Raw genomic sequence first — 2,954 nt, forward strand, 5'->3', positions numbered from 1 at the left:
TTGTGTGGGTGTAGCGGAAGTGGATTGGAATGTCCTGCCGTAGACGGTGAGAGTCCGGTACGTGAAACACCCGTGCGTGCAATTGGTGTGTTGCCCGAGTAGCAGCGGGCTCGTGGAATCTGCTGTGAATCTGCCGGGACCACCCGGTAAGCCTAAATACCTGCTTATGACCGATAGCGGATTAGTACCGTGAGGGAATGGTGAAAAGTACCCCGGGAGGGGAGTGAAATAGTACCTGAAACCATGTGCTTACAATCCGTCAGAGCCCTTTTTTGTGGGGTGATGGCGTGCCTTTTGAAGAATGAGCCTGCGAGTCAGCGGCATGTCGCGAGGTTAACCCGTTTGGTGGGGTAGTCGTAGCGAAAGCGAATACTAACTAGTGTGTTGTCAGTGGCATGTCCTGGACCCGAAGCGGGGTGATCTACCCATGGCCAGTGTGAAGCAGAGGTAAGACTCTGTGGAGGCGCGAACCCACTTAGGTTGAAAACTGAGGGGATGAGCTGTGGGTAGGGGTGAAAGGCCAATCAAACTCCGTGATAGCTGGTTCTCCCCGAAATGCATTTAGGTGCAGCGTCGTGTGTTTCCTCCTGGAGGTAGAGCTACTGGTTGGTTTAGCGGGACTATCATCTTAGCGACATCAGCCAAACTCCGAATGCCGGTGAGGTCAGAGCACGGCAGTGAGACTGCGGGGGATAAGCTTCGTAGTCGAGAGGGAAACAGCCCAGATCGCCGGCTAAGGCCCCTAAGGGTGTGCTAAGTGGAAAAGGATGTGGGATCGCGAAGACAACCAGGAGGTTGGCTTAGAAGCAGCCATCCTTGAAAGAGTGCGTAATAGCTCACTGGTCGAGTGGTTCTGCGCCGACAATGTAGTGGGGCTCAAGTACACCGCCGAAGCCGCGGCAATCACCTTTGTGGTGGTTGGGTAGGGGAGCGTCGCGTGACTGCTGTGAAGCGCTGGGGTAACCCTAGTGTGGAGTGTGCGCGAGTGAGAATGCAGGCATGAGTAGCGAATGAGGAGTGGAAAACTCCTCCGCCGAATGACTAAGGGTTCCTGGGCCAGGTTAATCCTCCCAGGGTGAGTCGGGACCTAAGGCGAGGCCGACAGGCGTAGTCGATGGATAACGGGTTGATATTCCCGTACCCGTGTGTCCGCGCCCATGGTGAATCAGGGATACTAACCCACCTGAACACGCGCCGTTTACTAGCCTTTTAGGTTGGTTGGTGTGTGTGATGCTGGGGACCTGAACTGGTAGTAGCCAAGTGATGGGGTGACGCAGGAAGGTAGCCGTGCCACGTGATGGATATCGTGGTGTAAGCGTGTGGCCCGTGTTCTAGGTAAATCCGGAGCACATATAGGGTGAGGCGTGATGCGTACCCGTTTTGGGGAAGTTGGTGATCCTATGCTGCCGAGAAAAGCCTCTAGCGATGTGGATATACGGCCCGTACCCGAAACCGACACAGGTAGTCAGGTAGAGAATACTAAGGCGATCGGGAGAACTGTGGTTAAGGAACTCGGCAAAATGCCCCCGTAACTTCGGGAGAAGGGGGGCCATGACTGGTGACCGACGTGGTTGAGCTGGTTGTGGCCGCAGAGAATAGAGGGAAGCGACTGTTTACTAAAAACACAGGTCCGTGCGAAGACGGGTAAGTCGATGTATACGGACTGACGCCTGCCCGGTGCTGGAAGGTTAAGAGGACCTGTTAGACCCCTTTGCGGGTCGAAGCGGAGAATTTAAGCCCCAGTAAACGGCGGTGGTAACTATAACCATCCTAAGGTAGCGAAATTCCTTGTCGGGTAAGTTCCGACCTGCACGAATGGCGTAACGACTTCCCTGCTGTCTCAACCACAGACCCGGCGAAATTGCAGTACGAGTAAAGATGCTCGTTACGCGCGGCAGGACGAAAAGACCCCGGGACCTTCACTATAGCTTGGTATTGGTGTTCGGTTCGGTTTGTGTAGGATAGGTGGGAGACTGTGATGCCTCAACGCCAGTTGGGGTGGAGTCGTTGTTGAAATACCACTCTGATCGTATTGGACATCTCAACCTCGGCCCGTGATCCGGGTTAGGGACAGTGCCTGGTGGGTAGTTTAACTGGGGCGGTTGCCTCCCAAAGAGTAACGGAGGCGCCCAAAGGTTCCCTCAGCCTGGTTGGCAATCAGGTGTTGAGTGTAAGTGCACAAGGGAGCTTGACTGTGAGACTGACAGGTCGAGCAGGTAGGAAACTAGGGACTAGTGATCCGGCACCGGCTTGTGGAAGCGGTGTCGCTCAACGGATAAAAGGTACCCCGGGGATAACAGGCTGATCTTCCCCAAGAGTCCATATCGACGGGATGGTTTGGCACCTCGATGTCGGCTCGTCGCATCCTGGGGCTGGAGTAGGTCCCAAGGGTTGGGCTGTTCGCCCATTAAAGCGGCACGCGAGCTGGGTTTAGAACGTCGTGAGACAGTTCGGTCTCTATCCGCCGCGCGCGTAGAAACTTGAGGAAGGCTGTCCCTAGTACGAGAGGACCGGGATGGACGTACCTCTGGTGTGCCAGTTGTCCCGCCTGGGGCATGGCTGGTTGGCTACGTACGGAAGGGATAACCGCTGAAAGCATCTAAGCGGGAAGCCTGTTCCAAGATTAGGTTTCTTTTGAGGTCCCCTATAGATGATGGGGTTGATAGGCCGGATCTGGAAGCATCGTAAGGTGTGGAGGTGACCGGTACTAATAGACCAAACATTCAACACACAAAGTGTGAATTACAGGGTTTTTGCTCGCGTCCGTTATTCAGTGTCTGGCATGACACCACCCACCYAAAGTTGTGGTGGGGATGGGTTGTTGCCTGGTTTTTGTCGGTGGTGTTAGCGGTGGGGTCACGCCCGGTCCCATTCCGAACCCGGAAGCTAAGTCCACCAGCGCCGATGGTACTGCACTCGGGAGGGTGTGGGAGAGTAGGTCGCCGCCGGCATAA

Annotated in this window: 2 rRNA genes (1 of these 2 only partly in view); both read left to right on the forward strand. The window is 55.2% G+C overall.

From position 1 onward, the window contains the following. Window positions 1-2,732: ribosomal RNA gene (locus ADB02_RS08895) — 23S ribosomal RNA — on the forward strand (it extends 429 nt beyond the left edge of the window). A gap of 102 nt (window positions 2,733-2,834) precedes the next feature. Further along, window positions 2,835-2,951, forward strand: a 5S ribosomal RNA gene (gene rrf, locus ADB02_RS08900). Window positions 2,952-2,954: the final 3 nt, after the last annotated feature.

The sequence above is a fragment of the Corynebacterium sp. 212_CJEI genome, from assembly GCF_001055915.1.
GTDB classification, from domain to species: Bacteria; Actinomycetota; Actinomycetes; order Mycobacteriales; family Mycobacteriaceae; genus Corynebacterium; species Corynebacterium jeikeium_D.